General features: G+C 37.0%; 24 protein-coding genes and 1 riboswitch. Of the genes, 15 read left to right on the top strand and 9 right to left on the bottom strand.

Annotated elements, in window-relative coordinates; genetic code table 11:
- Positions 1 to 55: 55 nt before the first annotated feature.
- On the bottom strand, positions 56 to 1,240 hold the full coding sequence (locus IPL24_05040) for a PAS domain S-box protein (protein ID MBK8363054.1): 1,185 nt from the start codon (positions 1,238 to 1,240) through the stop codon (positions 56 to 58).
- 92 nt (positions 1,241 to 1,332) lie between these two features.
- The gene (locus tag IPL24_05035; GenBank protein MBK8363053.1) at positions 1,333 to 1,998 is read right to left on the bottom strand and encodes a PAS domain S-box protein; all 666 of its coding nucleotides are present in this window, start codon (positions 1,996 to 1,998) and stop codon (positions 1,333 to 1,335) included.
- A 258-nt stretch (positions 1,999 to 2,256) separates the two neighbouring features.
- Between IPL24_05035 and IPL24_05030 the strand changes: the two genes are divergently transcribed.
- Positions 2,257 to 3,057 carry a class I SAM-dependent methyltransferase gene (locus tag IPL24_05030; GenBank protein ID MBK8363052.1) on the top strand — a complete coding sequence of 267 codons (801 nt, stop codon included), beginning with the start codon at positions 2,257 to 2,259 and terminating at the stop codon, positions 3,055 to 3,057.
- Positions 3,058 to 3,128: 71 nt separating this feature from the next.
- Here IPL24_05030 and IPL24_05025 read toward each other — a convergent pair whose 3' ends face one another.
- Positions 3,129 to 4,454 carry an adenosylhomocysteinase gene (locus IPL24_05025; GenBank protein ID MBK8363051.1) on the bottom strand — a complete coding sequence of 442 codons (1,326 nt, stop codon included), beginning with the start codon at positions 4,452 to 4,454 and terminating at the stop codon, positions 3,129 to 3,131.
- A 127-nt stretch (positions 4,455 to 4,581) separates the two neighbouring features.
- On the opposite strand from IPL24_05025, the gene IPL24_05020 reads away from it, so the two are divergent.
- The gene (locus tag IPL24_05020; GenBank protein ID MBK8363050.1) at positions 4,582 to 5,211 is read left to right on the top strand and encodes a 4'-phosphopantetheinyl transferase superfamily protein; all 630 of its coding nucleotides are present in this window, start codon (positions 4,582 to 4,584) and stop codon (positions 5,209 to 5,211) included.
- Between the two features lie 55 nt (positions 5,212 to 5,266).
- Positions 5,267 to 6,013, top strand: a complete 747-nt coding sequence (locus IPL24_05015) for a geranylgeranylglyceryl/heptaprenylglyceryl phosphate synthase (GenBank protein ID MBK8363049.1) — start codon at positions 5,267 to 5,269, stop codon at positions 6,011 to 6,013.
- Between the two features lie 3 nt (positions 6,014 to 6,016).
- Here IPL24_05015 and IPL24_05010 read toward each other — a convergent pair whose 3' ends face one another.
- Positions 6,017 to 6,916, bottom strand: coding sequence for a helix-turn-helix transcriptional regulator (locus IPL24_05010; protein MBK8363048.1), 900 nt, complete (start codon positions 6,914 to 6,916; stop codon positions 6,017 to 6,019).
- A gap of 129 nt (positions 6,917 to 7,045) precedes the next feature.
- Here IPL24_05010 and IPL24_05005 point away from each other — a divergent pair, with 129 nt between their 5' ends.
- Entirely contained in the window at positions 7,046 to 7,648 is a 603-nt protein-coding gene (locus tag IPL24_05005) for a nicotinamide mononucleotide transporter (protein MBK8363047.1), read from the top strand.
- Positions 7,645 to 8,160 carry an ATP-binding protein gene (locus tag IPL24_05000; GenBank protein ID MBK8363046.1) on the top strand — a complete coding sequence of 172 codons (516 nt, stop codon included), beginning with the start codon at positions 7,645 to 7,647 and terminating at the stop codon, positions 8,158 to 8,160. Before IPL24_05005 ends, IPL24_05000 begins: the two co-directional genes overlap by 4 nt.
- 15 nt (positions 8,161 to 8,175) lie before the next feature.
- Here the strand turns inward: IPL24_05000 and IPL24_04995 are convergent, their stop codons facing one another.
- From IPL24_04995 to IPL24_04985, 3 genes are all read right to left on the bottom strand, one after another.
- Positions 8,176 to 8,697 (bottom strand): hypothetical protein, encoded by a 522-nt coding sequence (locus IPL24_04995; protein MBK8363045.1) that lies wholly within the window; start codon positions 8,695 to 8,697, stop codon positions 8,176 to 8,178.
- 100 nt (positions 8,698 to 8,797) lie between these two features.
- Positions 8,798 to 9,139 carry a T9SS type A sorting domain-containing protein gene (locus IPL24_04990; GenBank protein ID MBK8363044.1) on the bottom strand — a complete coding sequence of 114 codons (342 nt, stop codon included), beginning with the start codon at positions 9,137 to 9,139 and terminating at the stop codon, positions 8,798 to 8,800.
- 83 nt (positions 9,140 to 9,222) lie between these two features.
- Positions 9,223 to 10,089 carry a hypothetical protein gene (locus IPL24_04985; protein ID MBK8363043.1) on the bottom strand — a complete coding sequence of 289 codons (867 nt, stop codon included), beginning with the start codon at positions 10,087 to 10,089 and terminating at the stop codon, positions 9,223 to 9,225.
- A gap of 181 nt (positions 10,090 to 10,270) precedes the next feature.
- Positions 10,271 to 10,367: riboswitch (TPP riboswitch) on the top strand.
- A 140-nt stretch (positions 10,368 to 10,507) separates the two neighbouring features.
- On the opposite strand from IPL24_04985, the gene IPL24_04980 reads away from it, so the two are divergent.
- Together IPL24_04980 and IPL24_04975 are read left to right on the top strand one after the other, a co-directional pair.
- Positions 10,508 to 12,505, top strand: a complete 1,998-nt coding sequence (locus IPL24_04980; GenBank protein ID MBK8363042.1) for a TonB-dependent receptor — start codon at positions 10,508 to 10,510, stop codon at positions 12,503 to 12,505.
- A 177-nt stretch (positions 12,506 to 12,682) separates the two neighbouring features.
- Entirely contained in the window at positions 12,683 to 12,826 is a 144-nt protein-coding gene (locus IPL24_04975; protein MBK8363041.1) for a hypothetical protein, read from the top strand.
- 113 nt (positions 12,827 to 12,939) lie between these two features.
- On the opposite strand, the gene IPL24_04970 is transcribed toward IPL24_04975, so the two are convergent.
- Both IPL24_04970 and IPL24_04965 read right to left on the bottom strand, forming a co-directional pair.
- Entirely contained in the window at positions 12,940 to 13,533 is a 594-nt protein-coding gene (locus tag IPL24_04970) for a leucine-rich repeat domain-containing protein (protein MBK8363040.1), read from the bottom strand.
- Positions 13,534 to 13,556: 23 nt separating this feature from the next.
- Positions 13,557 to 14,483, bottom strand: a complete 927-nt coding sequence (locus IPL24_04965; GenBank protein MBK8363039.1) for a bifunctional riboflavin kinase/FAD synthetase — start codon at positions 14,481 to 14,483, stop codon at positions 13,557 to 13,559.
- Positions 14,484 to 14,671: 188 nt separating this feature from the next.
- On the opposite strand from IPL24_04965, the gene IPL24_04960 reads away from it, so the two are divergent.
- The 8 genes from IPL24_04960 (at position 14,672) to IPL24_04925 (ending at position 22,532) form a co-directional block, all read left to right on the top strand.
- Positions 14,672 to 15,913 carry an isocitrate dehydrogenase (NADP(+)) gene (locus IPL24_04960; GenBank protein MBK8363038.1) on the top strand — a complete coding sequence of 414 codons (1,242 nt, stop codon included), beginning with the start codon at positions 14,672 to 14,674 and terminating at the stop codon, positions 15,911 to 15,913.
- Positions 15,914 to 16,080: 167 nt separating this feature from the next.
- Positions 16,081 to 17,607: a GH3 auxin-responsive promoter family protein gene (locus IPL24_04955; GenBank protein MBK8363037.1), complete on the top strand. Its 1,527-nt coding sequence runs from the start codon at positions 16,081 to 16,083 to the stop codon at positions 17,605 to 17,607.
- A 1-nt stretch (position 17,608) separates the two neighbouring features.
- A complete protein-coding gene (locus IPL24_04950; GenBank protein ID MBK8363036.1) occupies positions 17,609 to 18,223 on the top strand; it encodes a LysE family translocator in 615 nt (204 codons plus the stop codon).
- Positions 18,224 to 18,345: 122 nt separating this feature from the next.
- Positions 18,346 to 19,212 carry a hypothetical protein gene (locus IPL24_04945; GenBank protein MBK8363035.1) on the top strand — a complete coding sequence of 289 codons (867 nt, stop codon included), beginning with the start codon at positions 18,346 to 18,348 and terminating at the stop codon, positions 19,210 to 19,212.
- Positions 19,209 to 19,688 carry a hypothetical protein gene (locus tag IPL24_04940; protein ID MBK8363034.1) on the top strand — a complete coding sequence of 160 codons (480 nt, stop codon included), beginning with the start codon at positions 19,209 to 19,211 and terminating at the stop codon, positions 19,686 to 19,688. Before IPL24_04945 ends, IPL24_04940 begins: the two co-directional genes overlap by 4 nt.
- Positions 19,689 to 19,829: 141 nt before the next feature.
- Entirely contained in the window at positions 19,830 to 21,176 is a 1,347-nt protein-coding gene (locus IPL24_04935) for a hypothetical protein (GenBank protein MBK8363033.1), read from the top strand.
- Positions 21,173 to 22,102 carry a hypothetical protein gene (locus tag IPL24_04930; protein MBK8363032.1) on the top strand — a complete coding sequence of 310 codons (930 nt, stop codon included), beginning with the start codon at positions 21,173 to 21,175 and terminating at the stop codon, positions 22,100 to 22,102. The genes IPL24_04935 and IPL24_04930 overlap by 4 nt, the downstream gene beginning before the upstream one ends.
- Before the next feature lie 4 nt (positions 22,103 to 22,106).
- Positions 22,107 to 22,532 (top strand): hypothetical protein, encoded by a 426-nt coding sequence (locus IPL24_04925; GenBank protein MBK8363031.1) that lies wholly within the window; start codon positions 22,107 to 22,109, stop codon positions 22,530 to 22,532.
- Positions 22,533 to 22,545: the final 13 nt, after the last annotated feature.

Below are 22,545 nucleotides of genomic sequence, written 5' to 3'. Positions count from 1 at the left end.
TGACCGTGTGTTTAATGTGTAATTCTGTATGTAATGCTACTTTCATTTGTGCGATTTAATTATTCGGAATTAAAATGCGGAATTCCGAACCTTTACCCGGAACAGAATTTACATTTATGGTTCCATTCAATTTTTCAACCGATTCTTTAACAATATACAATCCCAATCCTGAACCGTCTGAATTCTCTGATCCGCGGAAAAACATATCGAAAATTTTTTCCTGAAGGTCTTTGCTGATTCCTATTCCATTATCCTTTACGATAATATTCGTTTCTGTATCTGATGTATCAACTTTAATACTTACCAACGGATCATTCTTTAATGGATCCTGATATGTAATTGCATTTGAGATCAGATTGTTCAATATAATATTCAATCTGTTTTTATCTGAAACTAATGGATGATTTTCGTCCATTTCCACATCGATCTTTACTTTGTTCCTGCTATTATTCTGACATTTCAAATTTTCAGTAATGTCTTTCAACAACTCTTTCAGGTCAATTGATTCTCTGTTGACTTCCATTCTTGAATTTCTTGAATAATCCAGTATATCCCGGATAGAAAGATCCAGTTTTTTAATACTCGCTTTTAGCATATGAAGATGATCCTTTGTTGAAGGCTCATTTGTTTCCTCTTCGGAAATTCCAATGACACCAAGCATCGAAGATAAGGGCGCACGAAGATCGTGTGAAACACTGTAGACGAATTTGTCCAGCTCCATATTCGATTTCATCAACTCAGAGTTTCTGTGCTTGAGTTTTTCTTCGTATTTTTTTCCTTCAGTTATATCTTTAAAGTTAGCTACAATTGCATTGACACCCATTTTATTCAGAAGATTCGTCAAAGTTCCTTCTACCCATACATATGCACCCCCCTTTTTCATAATTCTGAACACGGGAGATTTTACAGGGACAGAATGACTGTGCATTACTTTTGTGAGAAATTCATTTACAACAGGAAGGTCGTCCTGATGGATTATTTCTTTTACATTTACAGAAATGCATTCTTCATACGTGAATTGAAATTCTTTTAATATTGCCGGACTCACATAAGTAAATTTTCCATTTGCATCGAACATACTTATCATGTCAACATTGTTTTCAATAAGCGAACGGAACTTTAACTCATTTGCAAGTAGTGCTTCATCGGAAAGTTTTCTTTCAGTAACATCAATACTGATGGTCAGATATTGATAGGTCTTACCAAACTCATCGACAAAAGGAACAACAGCGCTATCCACCCAATAAAAACTTCCATCCTTTGCTTTGTTTTTTACTTCACCGCGCCAGACTTTTCCGGAAGAAATTGTTTGATAAACCGTACTTAGAAAATCTATGGTATGAATATCGGAATTGATGATACTTTGATTTTTCCTGTAATCTCATCAACTTCAAATTTTGAGATCTTGCAAAAATTACTATTTGCAAAAGTGAATACTCCGTTTTTATCTGTTATAGAAACGATAAGGGATTGATTCAATGCTTTTTTGTAATCAGCAGTTTCTTTCTGACTTCGCATTAATTCAAACTCAGTATGGATCCTTTTAGTAACATCACGCAAAATACCTTCATGATACAATAGAATACCTTTTTCATCAGTTACATACTGACCTCTGTCTTCTACCCAGATTTCCGAACCATCTTTTTTACGTAATCTAAAAACTGCCAGGCCCTGGGTATTATCCTGCAAAACCGCATTGTCACGTTCTGAAGCTTCGAAATATAATTTGGACTTGATATCAATTGACATCAACTCTTCTTTGCTTTCATAACCAAGCATTTTTACAAAAGCAGGATTGACATCAATGAATTTTCCATCCGGAGTACTTTTGTAAGCACCGTCAGCCATTTCATCGAAAAGACTTCTGTACTTATTTTCGCTTTCAATAATTTGATCGAATGAGTCGCTGATCAATCTGAATAATTTCTTAAAATTATCAGGTAAATCCGCATTCTCACCCAAAACTTGCTCAATATGGCTTTGTAAAAATTTGTTCATAGTTATTTGAATAATCAGACCCATTTCCATTTTTTCGCGCATGAAAAAGCAAGAAAAGGTAATTATCTTAAACGACTTCATTTTTAAACTGTTTCCATGCTTATTTGCTAATCGATGTAAATTCTTACAGTTTGAGTTGCAGGTTTTCAGGTTACAGGTTGCAGGGGTTCAAACCTTATAGGCTAAAAACCTCCAACCCACTTCCCATTATCAACTTATTTCATATCTTCGATTTAAATAGCTAACAAAAAGATTTTAATGGAGAATATTTTTAAACGGATAAACCGAAGATTAAAAAAAGAAATTTCCCTTGCTTCGAATAAGATCATCTATTCAATTTTACCAGCGAAAGTAGAATGTAATTTCTGCCACTACAAAACAGACAAATTGCAGAGTGACGATTGGCATTTATATTCAATTTGTCCTAACTGCCTTTCAAGTGTCAGACATCGTTTACTCTTTGGATCTTTATTCCAACTGAAAAACGGAAAGATGGAGCATACAATAAAAAACAAAGAAGTGCTTCACTTTGCACCAGAAGGATTTATGCAAAAACTTTTTGTTGGGACAACATCAAAATACAAGACTGCAGATTTTTTTGCTGAAGGCTACGATTACTCTAAAATTGATTTCCGCCTGGATATTTCTGACATGCCCGATATCAAAAATGAATCGTATGATTGTATTATAGCATGTGATGTTCTCGAACATGTTCCAAATGATACCGGAGCGATTAAAGAAGCATATCGTATTCTCAGAAAAGGTGGCTACTGCATTTTTACAGTCCCGCAAAAAGATAATCTGAAGATCACTTTCGAAGATCTTTCAGTTGTTGATCCGCATGAACGAATTATAAAATTTGGACAGCTTGATCATTTGAGAATTTATGGTGACGACTTCGTTCGCAAAATGGAAGAAAATGGTTTTGCAGTTACTACAGTTGACGCATCACAATTTGACAAGGATGTCAGAGAGCGTTTTGTTCTTGCTCCCCCCATTTTATCCGAAAACCCACTTGCAACTAATTACCGCAAAATTTTTTACGGACTGAAAAAGTAAATTAAAAGAAAAAAAAACGGCTGCCTCCAAGAGACAGCCGCTTTTAGTAGTTATTCGATATTAGCTATTCGTTAATAACGGTACATATCATTTTTATACGGACCATTCTTAGCAACGCCTATATAATTAGCTTGCTCATCAGTCAACTCTTCCAGTTCAACACCAACTTTGGCAAGGTGCAAACGTGCAACTTTTTCATCAAGGTGTTTCGGTAGTGTATAAACTTTGTTTGTATAAGCAGCTGTGTTTGTCCACAATTCTAATTGTGCTAATGTCTGGTTCGTGAATGAATTTGACATTACAAATGATGGATGCCCCATTGCACAACCAAGATTTACAAGACGACCTTCAGCAAGGATGATCAGATCTTTGTTACCTACTGTGTATTTATCAACCTGAGGTTTGATCTCCACTTTTGAAGAGCCATGATTTTTGTTCAACCAGGCCATGTCAATCTCATTATCGAAGTGACCAATGTTACAAACGATAGCATTGTGCTTCATTGCCTTGAAATGTTCGCCGGTAATGATGTTACAGTTTCCTGTTGCAGTCACAATGATGTCAGCTTCTTTCACAGCAGTCGCCATCTTTTTAACTTCATAACCTTCCATTGCAGCCTGAAGTGCACAGATCGGATCGATCTCTGTAACGATCACACGAACTTTAGCATCACGTAAAGAATCAGCAGAGCCTTTTCCTACATCACCGAAACCTGCCACAACTGCAACTTTTCCTGCAAGCATTAGATCAGTCGCACGACGGATAGCATCTACAAGAGATTCACGGCAACCATATTTGTTGTCGAATTTTGATTTAGTAACTGAGTCATTAATGTTGATCGCCGGAATTGGTAATGTACCATTTGCCATACGCTCATACAGACGGTGAACACCTGTTGTTGTTTCTTCAGAAAGACCTTTAATGTCTTTGATAAGTTCAGGATATTTGTCAAACACCATGTTTGTCAAATCACCACCATCATCAAGGATCATATTAAGTGGCTTACGTCCTTCACCAAAGAATAACGTTTGCTCAATACACCAGTCGAATTCTTCAGCATTCATACCTTTCCATGCATACACAGAAATTCCTGCGGCTGCAATTGCTGCGGCAGCATGATCCTGAGTCGAAAAGATATTACAAGAAGACCATGTAACTTCAGCTCCTAATTCAACCAACGTTTCAATTAAAACGGCAGTTTGAATAGTCATGTGAAGACAACCTGCAATTCTAGCGCCTTTTAACGGCTTTTTTGCTCCGAATTCTTTACGAAGCGACATTAAACCCGGCATTTCATCTTCAGCCAGAGTGATTTCTTTACGGCCCCATTCGGCCAATGAGATGTCTTTTACCTTGTATTTCACGAATTTTTCTACTGTTGTTGCTTGATTAGCCATTAGATAGGTTTTATGTTAAATGTTGAATTTCAGCGGGCAAAGATAAATAATACCTACTTAAGAACCAATAGAGTTCATTTGTCCTTAAGCAGAAATTGTGTCATCTTGCAGTCCTTAACACACCGGAATGCCAATTGTTTATAAAAAAGAACACCTATCATCAGTTATTGCCGTTTGGGAAAGTAATGAAGAGTCCGATTTCCTGATTCAAAAGGCAGTCCTGACTGCCGATGAAATGGCTTTACTCCGGAATTTCAAAAGCGATAGCCGTAAAAGGGAGTTCTTAACAGTCAGAGCTCTGCTTCAGGAATTATTTCCTGCCGAAAAACTTCTGATCAATTATTCAAAGAACGGCAAACCCAATCTTTCAGGAAAAAAGAACATTTCCATTTCGCATACAAAAAACTATGTAGCCATTATGGTCGGCGAATTCAGCCATGGCGGAATCGATCTGGAAACGATAAATGAAAGGATCTTCAAGTTGGCAACTAAATTTCTTAATGAGTCTGAAATAAAGTTTACAGGATTTAATCCTTCAATTGAAAAACTTCAGATCATCTGGGGCGCGAAGGAAGTGCTTTACAAAATTCACGAAATCGGTGATGTTGATTTCAAAAAACATCTGAATGTTGAAGAATTTACTGAAGCTCATTCCGGGAATTTATATGCTTCTATACTAAAGTCAGGACATGAAAAAAGATATCACGTCCATTATGAAACTTTCGCACCTATGATGATAACGTGGGCAAGTGATTAATTGCCTTTGGCCAAAAACCGGTTTATCAGAGTAACAAAATAATTATCTTCGAAAGATGAACATTTATAATTCAATTCTTGAAAAAAGAAAAGCAGGAAAAAAAATGCTTGCAGTGCTCGTTGATCCTGATAAATCATCTCCTGCTGATTGTATTAAAATTGCCGGTATCGCTACTAATGCCGAAGTAGATTTTTTCTTTGTTGGCAGCAGCATTCTACTGACTGAATCTTTTGAATCGTGCATTGAAGTTTTAAAACGAAGTGCCTCAATTCCCGTTGTGCTATTTCCCGGAAACACAATGCAGATCTCACCTGCTGCTGACGCTATTCTCTTTCTTTCCCTTATCAGTGGCAGAAATCCCGACCTGCTAATCGGCAAACATGTTTTGTCTGCTCCGTTGATCCGTCAGAATAATCTGGAAGCCATCTCAACAGGATACATGCTGATCGATAGTGGCTCGCCTACTTCTGTTAGCTATATGAGCAATACATTTCCTATTCCGCACGACAAAAATGATATTGCTGCATGCACAGCAATTGCCGGTGAAATGCTTGGAATGAAATTGATCTATATGGATGCAGGGAGTGGGGCCCGATTCCCTGTAGCACCAACAATGATCAAGGATGTTAAAAAGAATATCGACATTCCTCTTATTGCCGGTGGCGGGATCCGTACAGCGGAAAAAGCTGCTGAATTATGTAATGCAGGAGCCGATATTATTGTGATTGGAAATGCAATTGAAAAAGATCCGATGATCATTTCAGAAATTGCAGTTACCATTCATGCTTTACAGGATAATTAATTTCTACCTGCGGACGGAGTTTGCATTTATACCATATCTCAATTTAAACCTCCGCGAGAAATAAGCCGGATCTTTAAATCCTACCTTGTGTGCTATCTCCTGAATATTGTCAGGAATTGTTTTCAATAAACGCATAGCCATTTCCAATCTTTGATTTTCAATATAATCCTGGAGATTCTTTTTTGTCAGTGATTTGAAAAACTGGCCAACATAATCTTCTGAAATGAATGCAATGCTTGCAATGGTTTTGTTTGAAAGGTCTTTGTCAAGATTCTCACCGACATACTTTACGATATCAACAAGTCTCTTATCGGCAAGAAATTCCAGCTTAGTTAAATATTGCTGAAGATCAGGTTGAGCTTCTATATACCTGCAAATATAAATGAGCAATTCACCCATATAATTTGTGATGATATTATTATAACCAAGGCGTTTCGATTCTTGTTCAATTGCGATTCGCTTAAGCAAAAAACTCAACTCTTCATTCGGCTCAATATGAAATATGGGAAGATCAAGTGATCTGAAAAACGGAATGATGTCGAATAGTTCAACATCGAATCTCACAAATGTGAGTAATTCCTTCACATTTTCCAGCTGATCTTTGGAAGTAACCGCTTTCAGGTATTCCTGACCTTCGATTTCAAGGATCTGAGTATAACTATTGAATTCAACTTCAGGATTTAATCCGTGACTGACCGACATTTTTCTTCCGGCAGGAATAAAATAGAACGAACCTTCCGGTGCAAATTCTGATTCATCATTCATTCGTAAGTGACCACGATTGACCATAACAATCGTATTACTTTTGTCGACTTTCGATTTTACAATAAATGGTTTAACTATCTCACGGAAATTTGCCGTCGAAAATCTGACATGCAATGATTCAATAAATTTTGAAAGCATATTTTATATTTTATCGTTAGTGGGGTTTTTGGCTGATAAGACCTTAATCTTTTTTACTTTTTTCTCCTAATACTTCGTTACTTTTGTCGCACAATTTCCCATAACTCAGGGAAGTGAACAGAAACATTTATGTTTGAATTCACAATTCTTGGTCAACAATCATCATTAATTGAAGTACTGGGATTCATCACCGGCGTGACAGGTGTATGGTTAACAGTACGACAAAACATACTTTGCTTTCCGGTCGGCATTATTAATGTCGCTCTTTATGCAATAATGTTCTCTTCAGAAGGGATAAGATTATACGCAGATTCTCTTTTACAATGTATCTACCTCTTCCTTTTAATATATGGCTGGATACATTGGAAGAAAAGTAGAAAAAGTTTCACTATACCTGCAATGACTTTTGTTTCTTTTTCAACAAACATGATATTAATCAGTTTTCTTGCATTTATTTCCCTGTCATTCTTCCTTCAGAAGTTTACAGATGCTTCCCTGCCTTGGCTCGATTCCGCCTTGACAATTCTTAGTTTGGTCGCACAATGGATGGTTGCAAAAAAAATTATTACTAACTGGGTGATCTGGATAATTGTCAATTCAGTTTATATTCCATTGTACTATTATAAGGGACTCCCTTTGACTTCTATTTTATATTTTATTTTTCTGATCCTTGCCATTAAAGGTTATTATGAATGGAAAAAAGATCTCGGCAAAACAAATTCCGTGGCATGAAAAGAATCGCATTCATAGGTCCGGAATCAACTGCTAAGAGTACTCTGTGCGCGCAACTTGCTTCGCATTACAATACGCTTTGGGTTCCTGAATATGCACGGGAGTATATTTCAAATCTTCTTCAGCCCTATACCATGGATGATGTTTTACATTGTATAAAGATGCAGATTGAAGAAAATAAACTTGCAGAAAGCAAGAGCAACAAAATTCTTTTTGCAGACAATGAAGCGATCAATGGCATGGTCTGGCTGATTCATAAATATGGCTCTTGTCCGCAATGGATATTAGATGAAATAAAAAACAATCCATTTGACCTGTATTTGCTAACGTATCCCGACATTGAATTTGTTGCCGATAATGTAAGAGAAAATGGTGACCGGAGAATTTACTTTTTTGAATGGTATAAAAAAGAACTGGACGAGAGAAATTTGAATTATGCTGTCATTACAGGAAAAGGTGAAGATCGTTTTGAGAATGCATTAAATGCTGTAGAAGAATTTCTCAAAAAATAAATTACAATTACAGTTCTATTTAAAAACATACCGGATAGAAACTCCGAAATCAACAATTTCCGGTCCACGATTTACAAATTCGTAAAACGGTACGACATCAATGGTTAAAGTAAAAGGCACCCTTGGAATTTTGTATTCGATCTGGATCGTTGCATCTACACCAACTGTTACTACATCCTTTGTATAATAAATAGCATTGCCATCAACCTTTTTATAATAACCCTGAGGTTCAAAAGGAAAATAACCTGCATGAACTCCTGCACCATAAACAAAATCGAGAGGAAGTTGGATGATGGGCACTTTGAACGGAATCTGTTTTATAATAAAGCCTTTCAGATTGTATCCGCCAACAGTTATATTAGCATAAGCTGCTTCAAGTTGCATCCCTGTTGAATTCGTAGAATTGAAAAAATATTTGAATGATGCTCCTGTGTAGAATTTTCCTGCACGGCCACCGATGCCCATATAATATTTCTGGGCGAAAGTGCTATTTGAGAGTAATGTACACAGAAGAATAATAAAGATCTTTTTTGCCATAACGCCCGGATAATTTGACCCAAAGTATGAAATGAAATTTAATGAACAAATAAAAAATAAAGGGATTGCAAAATATTAATCAACCTGAGATTTTTCAAACTTATTTAACGACCAATAATTTTTGAGTCCGGTTAAAATGATTCCCTGCAACGGTAATGAAGTAAATTCCACTTCTGAGATCCAAATCTGTAATTGAAATAGAATTACTTTTATGAGGATATGTTTTCTGAAAAACAATTTTTGACTGAGGATCTGTTATGACTATCCTCACATTTTCAGACAAATCCTCCGGCAAATTTATTACGAACTCGTTGTTTGCAGGATTTGGAAAAATCGAGAACTGTTCTTTCTGATAATTCTGTATGTCAAGGATCAGAGAATAGTACTCATATTTACAAAAAGAACAACTGCCTGAATGCGTACACCAGTGACAATAATTCACTGAATCAATATTATTTGTCCCCGAATAATAAGTGTATTCCGTCCAGTGGCCACCATGTGGAATAAGACTTTGTTGTTCATAGATCAGGCGATTTTGGTATCATATTCGTAGTATGTACTATCCATTCGTTCCCATAGTGCACCAGGAATTCCAAGATACCAAGCTGAACTATTTCCGATCAATGTATGTGTGGAATCATAATAAATTATCCAATGTTCAAGAGGAATACCGAACGTGGCATTTGCAGAATCCCAAATAAACTTTTCAATTGAAATCAAATACCCCATTGTATCGTATGAATAATCATACATTACCGAATCGTTTTGTGGTAAATTTGAATAATTACGGAAGTAATATAAATCAAGTGAATCGTTCGGAAGATATTCAAACCATTTAGAATTACTTAAAGTTAAAATCCCTCCGACCGCATTACTATTTTCCTGACGAATCAATTTATTTGCAGGATCGAAAGAATACAAAACCTGAGATTGAAGAACCCAAACCCCTGAGCTATTGCTAGTCTCACTAGTTTCCAGTTTTGTCCGATTAATACTGTCATACTGACAAATTACCCGAGAACTTCCTATGAATGCACCGTTATTATAACTCATCATTGTATAATTTAATAAACTGTCGGCAGCATTATAAATATAGGAGTGGATGGCTGAATCAACACTAACACCTGGTGAAAAATCCTGTCGGGTATGTAACAACATTTTTCCGGATGGAGAATAATTGTAATTGTCAATTGACAGTATGGAATTTAAAGAATCTAATTGTGTGCTGCTAACAAATGATCGATCCACACTGAATGAATCAATTGTAGTTGCGTTATATTCCGGTTCATCTACAGGTTGATAATGGCAACTTTTAACAACTACTGAATCGATAACTATTGATTGCGCTAAAATATCAGCACTTGAAAAAATAACAAGAATCAACAAGAGCAAAGAATGATTTTTCATAAAGAAACCGGAATATAAATTTCAAAGTAAAAATAATAATAAATCTGAACTTTTTCTTCATGCTTCCGGAAGCTTATTAGCATTATACTCAATAATAGCATCCATTTTCAAACAAATTTTTATTTTGGGGGTTCTGTCAATTAAAGAACAAAATCTCTACATTTGTCCCGAATCTATGGGGTGCTCTTTTAAAAGGGCTGAGATTATACCCACAAAACCTGCACAGGATAATGCCTGCGAAGGGAAAAGGTAAAACACTTTGTTTACGTTCATGCACCCATCCTGAACGCTTGTTGCCTAACAGATCTATACAATGCATTTTATTTCAGGACTACTTGTCAAAATCAGAGTGATAACTCTTTCACTGTGTTTTTCATCCACTATCATTTTTGCGCAAAATAATTTGAGCGGTACAATCGTAGATTCAAAAGACCAGTCACCTGTTTCAGGAGCGGTGGTACGATTGACAAATTCTTTTGTTGGAACAACATCTGACGCACAGGGAAAATTTTCATTCAGCAAAATGCCGGAAGGCACTTATGAAGTTATAATTACTCATATTGCCTATGATCAACAGACTGTCTCAATTTCCACTTCTGCTACGAACAAAGTTTTACTTGAACTGAAAGTGTATTTAGCCGACGAAATAACAATTAATGCAACACGTGTAGATCATAGAACCGGTGCTGCATTTAATAATATAAGTAAAGAAGAACTGGAACAAAAAAATCTGGGTCAGGATCTTCCTGTTCTTCTCAGTAATCTGCCTTCTGTAGTGGTTACTTCTGATGCAGGAAACGGAGTTGGATATACAGGAATTCGTGTACGCGGTAATGATCCGACGAGAGTGAATGTTACAATCAATGGCATTCCTGTTAATGAAGCAGAATCACATCAGGTTTATTGGGTCGATTTGCCTGATATCGCTTCGTCAACTGACAATATTCAGTTTCAACGTGGACTAGGAAGTTCTACTAATGGAGCAGGAGCTTTTGGAGCAAGTATTAATTTACAGACAACGAAAATTTCCCAGAATCCATATGGAGCAATTAGTTCGTCATATGGTTCTTTTAATACAAATAAAAATACAATCTCATTCGGGACAGGTGTACTGAACAAACATTTTACAATTGACGGAAGAATGTCGATGATAAATTCAGACGGATATATCGACAGAGCAACATCTGATTTAAGATCTCTCAGTCTAAGTGGCGGTTACTATAATGAAAAAGAATTTATCCGGGCAGTGATCATTTCAGGAAAAGAAAAAACATATCAGGCGTGGTATGGAATATCAGAAGAACAAGTAGCTAAAGACCGCACTTATAATCCTGCAGGAGAATATACAGATGCCTTTGGAAATCTTCGCTATTATGAAAATCAAACCGACAATTATCAGCAGGATTACTATCAGCTTTTCTATTCACGGACTCTTAGTAAAAAACTCACAGCGAATCTGGGGTTACATTATACTAAAGGGGACGGCTATTATGAAGAGTTCAAACCAGGTGCCGATTTCAGTAGTTATGGACTTGGCAGTATATTGATCGGGGACTCAACGATCGATCAGACAGACATTGTACGAAGGAAATGGCTGTCTACTGATTATTATGGTGCAACATGGTCATTTGACTACGAACAGAAAGCACTTGAGTTGAAACTTGGTGGCGGAATTTACAATTACGAAGGCAGGCATTTCAACGAAATAATTTCAGCAGGTATATTTCCTGCATCAACATTTCCGTTTACTTACTATGAAGATAACACTACTAAAAACGATGTGAATATTTTTCTCAAGGCAACTTATACTTTAAATGATAAAATAACTTTTACCGGAGATCTGCAGGAACGAATTGTAAATTACAATTTCAGCAAATTAGTACCTGACGCTTCGAATAATACTGATCTCAATTTCTTTAATCCGAAAGCCGGAATATCATACAAGCTTAATTCTAAAAATCAAATTTATTTATTTGCCGGAATAGGAAATAAAGAACCGGTACGCGACGACTATCTTAACTCTACTCCATCCACAAGGCCTGATGCAGAAAGTATGATCGACTATGAAGCAGGTTACAAATTTACGGGCACAAAATTAACTGCAACTGTTAACGGGTATTATATGGACTATCAGAATCAACTCATTCTAACCGGCAATATAAATGATGTGGGCGAATACATCCGTGAAAATGTGAAAGACAGCTATCGCGCAGGAGTTGAAATTGAACTCGGCTATTCAATTTCAAAAAAACTGGTGTTGGATTCAAACCTTACTTTAAGTGAAAATAAAATCAAAGTCTATAATGAATTCACTTATGATTACCACATCTATGGACTAAGGATGAATTCATATAACAATTCAACAATCAGTTTTTCACCATCAGTAATATCCAGCTGTTGAGTTGTATATAATCCGTTCAAAACTCTCCGTCTGAGCACCAATATAAAATATGTTGGTCAACAATTCCTGGACAATACATCAAATGAAAATAGCATTCTTGAATCATACTTTCTCTCCAATTTAAGCGGAAGTTTTTCTCCTTCAATCAAAGGATTAAAAGGAATCGAATTCAAGTTCATGCTCAACAATATTTTCGGAGAGAAATACAGTTCGAATGGATATACTTTTAGCGATTACAGTTCGAACCAACGCACGGATTATAATTACTACTATCCTCAAGCAGGAGCGAATTGGATGGCGGGGGTTGTTGTTCGTTTTTAATTAATATTATAGCTAAGTGATAAAGTGATAATGAAAACTTAAAAGAAAAAAAAAGAAAAAAGAAAAAAGTAAGTACCTACCAATAAGTTTCACCTATCACTATTCGTTATTCGTTATTTACAATTACACGCCGGCGACATCAAAATCTTCGCTGTCTTGACAATCATGTTATCGATCCGGGCTTGTTGTTCTTCTGTGAAAAGGATACCGCGGATTTCGAGGATCTTCAGATTTGTTAATTTACCCATTTCGTCAGGAAGATCTTTGAGTTCGTTGTCCCACATTTCAAAAACTTCAAGACTTTCCAGATCTCCAATTTCTGCAGGAAGATCTTCTAAAATATTTCTGTTCAATCCCAGATATTTTAACTGTGTGAGTTTTCCAATTTCTTTTGGAAGATGCACAAGTCCGTTATTGGCCATTGACAGTTTTTCCAGATTGATCAATCGACCGATCTGCGGTGGAATTTCCTCAATCTTATTTTTACTTAAGTCGAGTTCGATAAGGTTTGTACATTCAAAAATTTCCGGTGGAAATGTGTCTAACTTTTGTTTACTCAGATTTAACCTGAATACTCTTTCAGGATGAGCTTTGATTTCTTCAACTGACCGATAAATATAGGACGAATCATTCAGGATCAATTCCGTTTCCTGGCCTTTGCAAAAGACAGAAAGAAATAATAAAAATATGAGTGATCCAAGTTTCAAGTCAGGGCTTTTTAAAGGAAACGTTAGGAAAGGATTTTTGTTGCAACAGTTTTGTCTTCATTTAGCTTTTCTTTCAGTCCCTGCAGATCTTTAAAAGACATATCTCCGCGAATCCTGGATACAAAAATGACCTGTATCTCCTGCCCGTAAATATCTTCATCGAAATCAAAAATGTTGACTTCAATGCGTAAAATTTTACCATCGATCACAGGTCTATGCCCAATGTATAGCATTCCGTTTCTTACTACGTTGCCGACTTGAATCCTAACAGCATAAATTCCAATTGCAGGAATTAGTTTATATGGCTCCGGGATCTCAATATTTGCCGTTGGAAATCCAATTGTACGGCCGATCTTATCCCCTTCCACAACTTTTCCCCTGAATGAAAATCGATGACCTAAAAGTTGATTTGCCGATACAATATCGCCTTCCAGAAGCGCTTTTCTCACTTTCGTTGAACTTACTGCAACGTGATTTATCACTTGTTCATTGATTTCTTCGAGACGAAATCCATAAACCGGAGACATTTCCTCAAGGTCCTTGTATGAACCTTCTCTGTTTCTTCCGAAATGATGATCGTAGCCAATGACCAATGTCTTCATACCAATTTTCTGCATGAGCTGATCCCTGACAAATTCAGTGGCACTGATCCGGGAAAATTCCTTATTGAAAGGCTGAATTATCAGATGGTCAATTCCAAATGAACGCAATAACTCTTCACGTTCCACCATTGTGGTAATGAGCTTCAAATCATTGTCATCCGGCTGGAGAACCATTCTTGGATGCGGAAAAAATGTCAACAGAACCGTCTCACCGTGAGTTTCGGCAGCCAGCTTCCTTAAATTGCGTATGATCTGCTGATGACCAATATGTACACCATCAAAAGTGCCAATCGTCACCACTGCATTGGCAGTGCCAGGGAAATTATCAATTGAATTATAAACGTTCACGGTAAAGTGATGGCAAAAGTATAAAATTTAACGAAATTGTGAACGATGGCTGATTTTAATATCTTAATGGAAATTGGAATTTCTTGTTAATTTTGCAAAATCGTAATTCGTCTTTCGAAAGACCACAAACGAAAAACGAAAGACAAATTAAGGCTATTCATCAACCATAAAATTAACCAATAAGAAAAATGTCTTCAAAAATTAAAGTTACCAACCCCGTAGTCGAACTCGATGGCGATGAAATGACTCGCATCATCTGGAAATTCATTAAAGATAAATTCATTCATCCATATCTTGACCTTGACATCAAATACTTTGACCTTGGAATGGAGCATCGTGATGCTACGAATGATCAGGTAACAATTGATTCAGCTGAAGCAATTAAGAAATATAGTGTCGGAATTAAATGTGCAACGATCACACCTGACGAAGCACGTGTAAAAGAATTCAGCCTGAAACAAATGTGGAAATCGCCAAACGGAACGATCAGAAACATTTTAGATGGCACTGTTTTCCGTGAGCCGATCGTGATCAGTAATGTACCGCGTCTTGTGCCAAACTGGACTGCGCCAATCTGTATTGGTCGTCATGCATTTGGTGATCAATACCGTGCTACTGATACTGTGATCAAAGGAAAAGGAAAATTGACCATGACTTTCACACCTGAAGGTGGCGGTGATGCGCAGGTTTTTGAAGTTTATAATTTCAAAGGTGATGGTGTTGCATTAGCAATGTATAACACTGATGAATCCATTCGTGGTTTTGCAAGCTCTTGCTTTAATCAGGCATTGATGAAAAAGTGGCCACTTTATCTTTCAACAAAAAATACAATCCTGAAAAAATACGACGGTAGGTTTAAAGATATTTTCGAAGAAATTTATAATGCAGAATACAAATCTAAATTTGAAGCTGCAGGAATTACATACGAACATCGTTTGATCGATGACATGGTTGCATCAGCTTTAAAATGGAATGGAAATTTTGTGTGGGCATGTAAAAATTACGATGGCGATGTACAATCTGATACGGTAGCGCAAGGATTCGGTTCATTAGGACTAATGACTTCTGTGCTTGTAACTCCTGATGGAAAAACAATGGAAGCAGAAGCAGCACATGGTACTGTAACACGTCACTACAGAGATCATCAGGCAGGTAAACCGACTTCAACTAATCCGATCGCATCGATTTTCGCATGGACTCGCGGATTGGAATTCCGTGGTAAACTTGACAACAATCAGGAATTGATCCGTTTCTGTAAAACACTTGAAGAAGCGTGTATTGAAACAGTTGAAAAGGGTATCATGACCAAAGATCTTGCAGTAACAATTCATGGAAACAAGGTTGATCATGGAAAACATTATGTGTATACAGAAGAGTTTCTGGATGCTATTGATGTGACTTTGAAAAATAAACTGGCAGTTCCTGCATGATAAATTTTTGCACGGCCCTTAAGGGCCGTGCAAAAATTATTAACAAGCTTTCATCCTTTGAAATGTTTCTGCTTCAGTTTTCAACAATTCAACTGAATACTTACTGCCTGATTCATAGCCAATAACTCAAACTTCTGATTATTTTGCAGGCTTATTCAGGAATTGAAATGCCATTACTCGGAGTACTTATTAAACAAGGATTAAAACTGAGCAGTCAGATTCGACTTCGATTCCGTAGTCCGGCATATTATCAAAAGAAGGAATTGAAAAGCTTACTTAGTAAAGCCGCCGACACTTCCTTTGGTAAAAAATTCAACTTCGAAGGAATTCTTAATTCATCTGATCCTGTAAGCGAATTTCAAAACAATATTCCGGTATATAATTACAATACCATTTTCGAACAATGGTGGCACCGCTGTCTGGCAGAGGAAAAAGATGTTTGTTGGCCGGGTCACATTAAATATTTTGCATTAAGTTCAGGCACTTCTGAAGCTGCCAGCAAGCACATTCCGGTAACTGCAGAAATGGTGAAGTCACTCCGTAAGGCTAGTATCCGACAGATCATCACACTTGGCAAATATGATCTTCCCGCTACGACATTCGAAAAAGGAATTTTATGGCTAGGCGGAAGTACTGATCTGAAAAAACATGGCGGTTACTATGAGGGTGATGTTAGTGGAATTTCTGCAAGACGTACTCCTATCTGGTTTCAGAAATACTATAAACCCGGAAAGAAGATCTCTAAAGAGAAAGACTGGAATGTAAAACTGGAAGAGATCACAAAAGAAGCACACAACTGGGATATTGGAATCATTACCGGCGTTCCTTCCTGGGTGCAATTGCTCCTGGAAAAAGTGATAGCACATTATAATCTCAAGACAATTCATGATATCTGGCCGAATCTCCGCGTGTATGCTCATGGTGGAGTTTCTTTCGAACCCTATAGAAAAGGATTCGAAAGATTTTTTTCAGAGAAAGTGCATTATATAGAGATGTATCCGGCCTCAGAAGGATTTTTTGCATTTCAATACGAACCGAATGTCCGGCATATGAAACTTATCACTGACAATGGAATTTTTTACGAATTCATTCCATTCAATGATGAAAACTTTGATAGCTCAGGTGAATTAAAACTTTCGGCAAAAGCAGTAACTATTGAACATGCTGCAAACAATGTTGATTACGCTTTGTTGCTCAGCAGTTGTGCCGGTGCGTGGAGATACATGATCGGAGATGTGGTCAGATTTGTAGATGTTTCACAAGGCAATATTATAATCAGTGGAAGAACGAAACATTTTCTTAGTCTTGTCGGCGAGCACTTGTCTGTCGATAATATGAATAAGGCTATTGAACATTTATCCGCTGAACTTGACATAGAAATTCCCGAATACATGGTGACCGGAGTTCCATTTGAAAATTCATTTGCACATCAATGGTTCCTCGGGGTAAATAAAGAACTTGACCTTGGTAAAGCAAAGCAGATCCTTGATAATAAATTAAAGGAAATAAATGATGATTATGCTGTTGAGAGAATTTCTGCATTGAAAGATATAATTATCGAAACAGTTCCGGTTGAATATTTTTATGAATATATGACCACTAAAGGAAAAATGGGTGGACAGAATAAATTTCCGAGAGTTATGAAGTCGATGCAAGCTGAAGAATGGAAATCTTTTTTAGCAAAAAAGAAATAAAATGTTCGACCCGCTCATTTCCGGCATCAGCTTCGGACTACTACTTGCCGTCATGCTTGGTCCGGTCTTTTTCACGCTTTTACAAACAAGTTTACATGAAGGATTTAAAGCAGGAGTTCACCTTGCAGTTGGTGTCCTCATCAGTGATGCTACCCTGATTGGAGTCTGTGTTTTTTTTGCATCACAATTGAATCTTTTAGATCAATATAGAATTACAATGGGTTGGATTGGCGGAATTCTAATGATTGGCTTTGGATTGTTCAATTTTTTCAGAAAGGTTGTCGTTAAAGAAATTGACGACAATAAAAAAACGGTACATGCGAAATTTATGCTAAAAGGCTTTTTGCTGAACATAATCAATCCGGCAGTGTTATTATTCTGGCTGGGAATTGTGAGTGTTATGTCAGTAAAAGAAGATTACACCCCTTCCCACCACCTTATGTTCTTCGGAAGTCTGCTTTCAACTGTCTTTTTAACTGACCTCTTGAAAAGCTATGTCGCCCACCGCATTAAAAATCTGTTAAAACCGAATGTAATGCTATGGATCAATAGAGTTATAGGAACAGTACTTGTTGGATTCGGAGTGAATATGATCCTGAAAGTTATTAATGTTTAATTTAACCAAAAATATTTCTGTTATATTTGTGTTGGATGTTGGGGTGTAGTCTGCAGACTACACCCCAACATCCAAATGCCTAATTCAAAGTTAGGCAAACCTGTTTGTTTATTCTCCCACCGATGCGGAAAATTATTTTTTTATTAGTATTAGTCGCTTTGTTCCAGTCTTGTAAAAAAGAAGTTCTGGAAACAATTCCCGACAACGTGCCACCGAATGATTATACGATTGATTCAACAACTGTCCAGAGATATATCACAAGAAGTTACATTTTAACTTTGGGTCGTGAACCGGATAGCGTAGAAGCCTTGTTAGCTGAATCAAGTCTTATAAGCAATCATGTAAACGAATCATCACGAAATACTTTTGTAAATTCTATCTTTTCATCAGGTGCTTACCTTCCTAATCTATACGAACAAAATAAATTCAACATTTTAAATAATGCAGACACGTCAGAATTTACTATGTGGATCGCTATTTTCTCCAATATCCTGAACGACACAACGGCAATATTTCAATGGCCCTATATTCAATATGAAGTCGACAGACTCGTTCAAATGCAAAATGCATTCGCTGAATTTACAAATGCAACAATTGACATCAGAGAACTTCATAGAAGAATGTGCAACAACTACATTTACGATCAGATCAATATGGGTTCTGCGAATTTTGTTATCTCAAGTTTTCAGCACCTGATCAATCGAAATCCAACCGCTTCGGAACAGATCAATGGCATTAATATGGTTGAGAACAACAACTCTTTTCTGTTTCTGCAAGCAGGGGAATCAAAGGAAGATTATCTGGAAATCCTTACCAACGCTTCTAATTACTATGAAGCGCAAGTGGTTTTATTATACCAAAAGTATTTGTTCCGCAATCCGACCGGATATGAAATGGCAACAGGCACTCAGTTGTTCCTCTCTACCAACGATTATACTGCAGTTCAAAAAGTCATTCTGACATCAAATGAGTTTATAGGTATTCAATGAAAAAAATATTATTCCTTCTGCTCACAATCGTTATCTTTTCCTGTACAGAGGAAAAGAAATATCAATATGGAATTGATCCAATTGATGTAACGCAAGGCGGTGGACAAAAAACAAATCAGAAATCAACAACAGAATTTATCTCTATTGCATATTCTGATCTTTATGGAACAGTCATCCCACAGACAAAACTTGTAAACCTTAGCGTTGCGTATTCTTCATTCGGAGATCTCAAGGTAATTGAAAAAAGAATCATTGCAAATTTCCTCAATGACACAACGATCCAATTACCATCAACTCCAACTGTAAACGGCGACACAATATTATTCATTACTAACACCTATAAAAAATTCTTCAACCGTGAGCCAAATGAATTCGAAAAATTCAAATGGCAGGAACTCGTGCGTACAAATAACTCTGTTACCCCTATGACAATTTATTTTGCGTTGATGACTTCGGATGAATACAGGTTTTATTAATGAAGTGGAATGAAGTGAAATGAAATGAAGTGAAGTGAAATGAAGTGAAATTTTTTTTCGGAAATTTAAACACTGTGAAAAAATATCTTCAGATTCTGGTTAATGAATATTAGTGTATTGCTAATTACTACTCACAACAAAATGAAACGAAGAGACTTCATAAAGCAAACAGCCCTTGCCTCCGCAGGTGTATTTGCTGCACCTTACATACTTCCGAGTGGAAGATTGTTTGCTGCATCAGGATTACGTAAAGTTAATCACGTTGTCTTTTGTCTTTATGCGGGTGGAGTCAGGAACCTTGAGTCAGTTCATATGAACGACGGAAATCTTATGCCGAACCTTTTTTCAGGTGGCGGAGCGATCTCTCCGGATATTGCCGCTGCAATGCAAACTTTACCCTCTTCGCCGTTATCAGCTCCATTACAAACCTTCGGAACATTATTCAAAGAGTTCAGATATAAAAACGGACCGACAGGTCATTATAACGGACATACTGTTGCTGTAACGGGCAACTATGTAGATATAGATCTGAATATCCGTGAACATCCTCGTAATCCTACGATCTTTGAATACTATAGAAAACACAATAGTCCGCAACAAACTGCATTGAATTCATGGTGGGTTGCAAATACATTAGGCCCATATCCGGCATTGAATTATTCTTCTTCAGGTGAATACGGAGCTTCTTTTGGTGCCAACTTTATTTCACCGACTTCATTAATTAGTCCACAAGGATTTGATGTACTCGGAAATCCACGAACATTTGCCAGTACTGAAGAAGCGGCCATTTCCAATATCCATGATTTTGTTAATGGTATATTCAACCATACTTATTCAGATGGAAGTGCGGGAGTAATAAACGATTCTGCTGATGCTGCTTTATTGCAACAATTCATAACAGATCTTTACACAAAAGCTCAGACTTTTCAATTTCAGAATTCCTGGAATGCTGCTGGTGTAATGAATAACGATATGTATAATATTCTTTTTGCAAATGAGATCATCAAAACCTTTAAACCGGAATTGATGGTTGTCAATATGCAGGATGTTGATGTCTGTCATTTCCAGTTCAGCCAATACGCAAACAATTTACGAAAAGCTGATTTTGCTGTTGCTCAATTATGGAATACAATTCAAAGTACACCGGGTATGGCAGACGATACCGTACTGATCATCGCTCCGGAACACGGAAGAAATTTTTACGGTAATACATCCGTAGATGCCTTCGGCCGTACAGCACTGGATCATACAGCTCCAAACGATCCTGATTTTTCCGGAGATCCGAATTTAACTATGGCAAGAGAGATCTTTTGTCTCGTAGTTGGTCCACCTTCTGTTGTCAAACAAAATCAGGTCTTCAATACACTAATGGGTCAGAGTACTGAGATCGTTCCTGCTATTGCAAACTTACTTGGCTTTGACGATGCAATTCCATCCGGCTATTTACGAAATTGGGCTAACTGTGATCTTCAAGCTGCTTTCATATGATAAGATCGAAATATAATTCTTACTTCATTGCTTTCGCTGTACTTCTGACATCGATTTTTTTTGCATGTAAAAAAGATGAGGTTCCTGAAAACCCATATGATAAAGTAGATTATTCTACGAACACAAATCCCGATCCGAACCCTGATCCGAATTCTATACAAGGTTTGTATAAAAATATTTTTCAGCCAAAATGTGCAAATCCCGGTTGTCATGACGGAACATTTGAACCTGATTTCAGAACAATAGAATCAGCCTACTCTACTCTTGTTTATCAGTCTGTAAACAAGACCACACTTGACTCTGTGAAGCTATTTACATTAAGAGCAATTCCGCATAATGTCGACGATTCCTGGATCATAGAGCGTCTGACGACCGCTACAACTGAATACATGCCTTCGAACGGTGTGCGTCTTTCTCAGGGTGACATCGGTCATGTTAAAAACTCGATCAATGCCGGATGCCCTGATGTTGATGGAACGCTTCCGGTAAAACCAAATCTGCAACCAAATTTTTCAGGATACATCGCTCTGGATTCAGTAAATGTAAGACTCGACACGAATCGAGTAGATGATGAATGGTATACTGCTTTTATAATTGAACAAGGCCAGACAATAAATTTTGCTTTTGCATCAACAGACTCTGCTGATGGCGATGATGCCACTGATCCTGCAAATTATGTTTCTAAAAAGGTGAAACTTTCAACCAATAAAAATGATTTCACCGGAGCAGTTGAATACAATGCCCTGATCTATTACGCAGCATTTCAGGTTTGGTATGTTGTCGTCCCAACCGGAACGTGGCCATCAGGAACGACAGTATATTTCCGTTTTTATGTGAACGATGGTGATCATACTTCAGATGCTGAGTTCCCAAAAAATTCCTCATTGGATTATTACAAAACGATCTATAGCTTCTATGTTCAATAAAATTTTGACATTTTCAATTTTGATATTTCTTTCTTCTGCCTGTAAGAAAGAGAAAATTGAATTTGACTCCACACCTGCAATTGAATTCGTTGGCATTTCACCAACTACTGCAAATGAATATACAGATTCGGTAACCGTTACAATTAAATATAATGATGGTGATGGCGATCTTGGAGAAAACACAACCGGTGTAAAAAATTGTTTTGTAAGAGATAACCGGATTGGAATTACATATGAATATCGGATCCGTCAGCTTGCACCGGATGATTCTGCGATTCCGATTGAAGGAACATTGAATATTGAACTAGGCGGGCAGGGAATTACAGATAACAGCACTCAGCAATCTGTCTCCTACACCATCTATTTAAAAGACCGGGCCGGGCACCAGAGTAATTCGATCACTACATCTGCTATTACAATCAGAAAGTAATCCCACATTATAA

This window comes from Bacteroidota bacterium, assembly GCA_016711505.1.
Classification (GTDB): domain Bacteria; phylum Bacteroidota; class Bacteroidia; order AKYH767-A; family 2013-40CM-41-45; genus JADKIH01.
Note: the sequence above shows the minus strand (reverse complement) of the source record. Positions and strands in the feature narration are given on the sequence as shown.

Coding starts and splice junctions, on each gene's coding strand:
- IPL24_05035 (MBK8363053.1), bottom strand. CDS start 1,998: ATGAACAAATTTTTACAAAGCCATATTGAGCAAGTTTTGGGTGAGAAT.
- IPL24_05030 (MBK8363052.1), top strand. CDS start 2,257: ATGGAGAATATTTTTAAACGGATAAACCGAAGATTAAAAAAAGAAATT.
- IPL24_05025 (MBK8363051.1), bottom strand. CDS start 4,454: ATGGCTAATCAAGCAACAACAGTAGAAAAATTCGTGAAATACAAGGTA.
- IPL24_05020 (MBK8363050.1), top strand. CDS start 4,582: ATGCCAATTGTTTATAAAAAAGAACACCTATCATCAGTTATTGCCGTT.
- IPL24_05015 (MBK8363049.1), top strand. CDS start 5,267: ATGAACATTTATAATTCAATTCTTGAAAAAAGAAAAGCAGGAAAAAAA.
- IPL24_05010 (MBK8363048.1), bottom strand. CDS start 6,916: ATGCTTTCAAAATTTATTGAATCATTGCATGTCAGATTTTCGACGGCA.
- IPL24_05005 (MBK8363047.1), top strand. CDS start 7,046: ATGTTTGAATTCACAATTCTTGGTCAACAATCATCATTAATTGAAGTA.
- IPL24_05000 (MBK8363046.1), top strand. CDS start 7,645: ATGAAAAGAATCGCATTCATAGGTCCGGAATCAACTGCTAAGAGTACT.
- IPL24_04995 (MBK8363045.1), bottom strand. CDS start 8,697: ATGGCAAAAAAGATCTTTATTATTCTTCTGTGTACATTACTCTCAAAT.
- IPL24_04975 (MBK8363041.1), top strand. CDS start 12,683: ATGCTCAACAATATTTTCGGAGAGAAATACAGTTCGAATGGATATACT.
- IPL24_04960 (MBK8363038.1), top strand. CDS start 14,672: ATGTCTTCAAAAATTAAAGTTACCAACCCCGTAGTCGAACTCGATGGC.
- IPL24_04955 (MBK8363037.1), top strand. CDS start 16,081: ATGCCATTACTCGGAGTACTTATTAAACAAGGATTAAAACTGAGCAGT.
- IPL24_04950 (MBK8363036.1), top strand. CDS start 17,609: ATGTTCGACCCGCTCATTTCCGGCATCAGCTTCGGACTACTACTTGCC.
- IPL24_04945 (MBK8363035.1), top strand. CDS start 18,346: ATGCGGAAAATTATTTTTTTATTAGTATTAGTCGCTTTGTTCCAGTCT.
- IPL24_04940 (MBK8363034.1), top strand. CDS start 19,209: ATGAAAAAAATATTATTCCTTCTGCTCACAATCGTTATCTTTTCCTGT.
- IPL24_04935 (MBK8363033.1), top strand. CDS start 19,830: ATGAAACGAAGAGACTTCATAAAGCAAACAGCCCTTGCCTCCGCAGGT.
- IPL24_04930 (MBK8363032.1), top strand. CDS start 21,173: ATGATAAGATCGAAATATAATTCTTACTTCATTGCTTTCGCTGTACTT.